This is a genomic window from Stenotrophomonas chelatiphaga (assembly GCF_001431535.1).
Taxonomy (GTDB): Bacteria; Pseudomonadota; Gammaproteobacteria; order Xanthomonadales; family Xanthomonadaceae; genus Stenotrophomonas; species Stenotrophomonas chelatiphaga.
This window is the reverse complement of the sequence record NZ_LDJK01000100.1, coordinates 1-1,318: the sequence shown is the minus strand read 5'-3', so window position 1 is coordinate 1,318 and position 1,318 is coordinate 1. Positions and strand designations below refer to the sequence as shown.

Sequence of the window (1,318 nt, the reverse complement as noted above, 5' to 3'; positions counted from 1 at the left end):
CGCTGTTCGCCGCTGGCGGCGACCGCCGACACCAACGAGGCGCCCTGTCGGTGCAACGTGCCGGCCTCTTCCGCCGCGATCGTGTCAAGCGCGGTATGAAGATCGCATCTTTCGAAGATACGATTTCCAGGAGGGGAGGCGCCCAACGGCTCCAGAGCGCTCATGATCTGGCTGCGCAACCCCTTGTCGATCAGGCGTGCGGGCGTGCCCTGCCGAACTGCGTGGGCACGCGACACCTGTGCGATCTTGTCGGCAATCTTTTTGGCAACATAAGTGGCTGGCGGGTCTTCGACGCTGGCCGCTCCACTGGCAGGCGGGTAATTACCGCAGCTGTCGATGGCTGCGCGGATCATCAGACCGATTGCAGTCTGGTCCAGACGTACGTGGCGCGTCGCCTCTCCGAGGGACTGCCAGGACAACGGCAACACCCAGCCAGGCGATCCCGCTTCAGACGCTGAGCCGGTTGCTGGAAGCGGGGAGTTGACCGCTGCCGCTGGGCGCAGTAGCGCCTCTCTTTCAATCGGCGCGTCTGAGCGCGGCCCGGGAAATACCAGAGAGCTGCGGGACGTGGATACAGGGACAGGCGGACTGGAAGAATGCATGTGGCAGGGCTCGTTGCGTATATAGAAAGCCAAGCCTGATGCAAGCGGCAGGACCGCGCTTTCTTCTTCCGCGCGTGCCACGCATAAAAGGGCTACTGGACATCTGGATCTGTTCGATGATCCGGGCAGCAGATGGCATGCGTGGGTCTTCGCTGTTGAACCCCGGCCAGCGTGCATGTCCTGGTGCAATCTGGTCAGACAACGCCGTGCCTGGTCACCCAGCTCCCAGCGTGCGGCCAGTTCATCAGGCGATGACGTACCCAGCTCGCACATCGCAAATCGCGCGATGACAGCCTCCTCGAGCTCCATCCGGCCTACGGAGCCCAGATCCAACGAAAACCGTCGTGCCGGAAGCCTGTCGGAGCGAGCGAGGTCTGCAGGCCTTTACCAAGCCCAGAAAAAAGACGCAGCCTCGCGGCTGCGTCCATCGTGAGTCCACTACCGGGAGAGAGTCGGCAGCGCGTGGACTTACTTGACCTCGAACTCCTGCGGCGTTCCGGCCGCCTTGCCATCTACCATGACTTCTGCACGGTACTTGCCCGCCGGCCAGCCATTGGCATTCTTGAAACTGATATTGGTGGTCTCGGCACCGGAGGTATTGAGCGTGGCGCTCTGCTCACCGGCGACCTGGCCATCCTGGAAGGTCAGCTTGGCGCCGACATTCGCATTATTCGCGGTTCCATCGGTACGAACCGAGACGATGATCTCGTCCTTGG

General features: G+C 62.3%; 1 protein-coding gene and 1 pseudogene. Both read right to left on the bottom strand.

All coding sequences use genetic code 11. The features are described 5' to 3' along the window. A partial coding sequence (locus ABB28_RS16765; RefSeq protein ID WP_152983503.1) for a hypothetical protein occupies positions 1-353 on the bottom strand: 353 nt, incomplete at its 3' end. A 717-nt stretch (positions 354-1,070) separates the two neighbouring features. Then, a pseudogene (locus tag ABB28_RS16760) lies at positions 1,071-1,318 on the bottom strand (hypothetical protein); the annotation flags it as partial.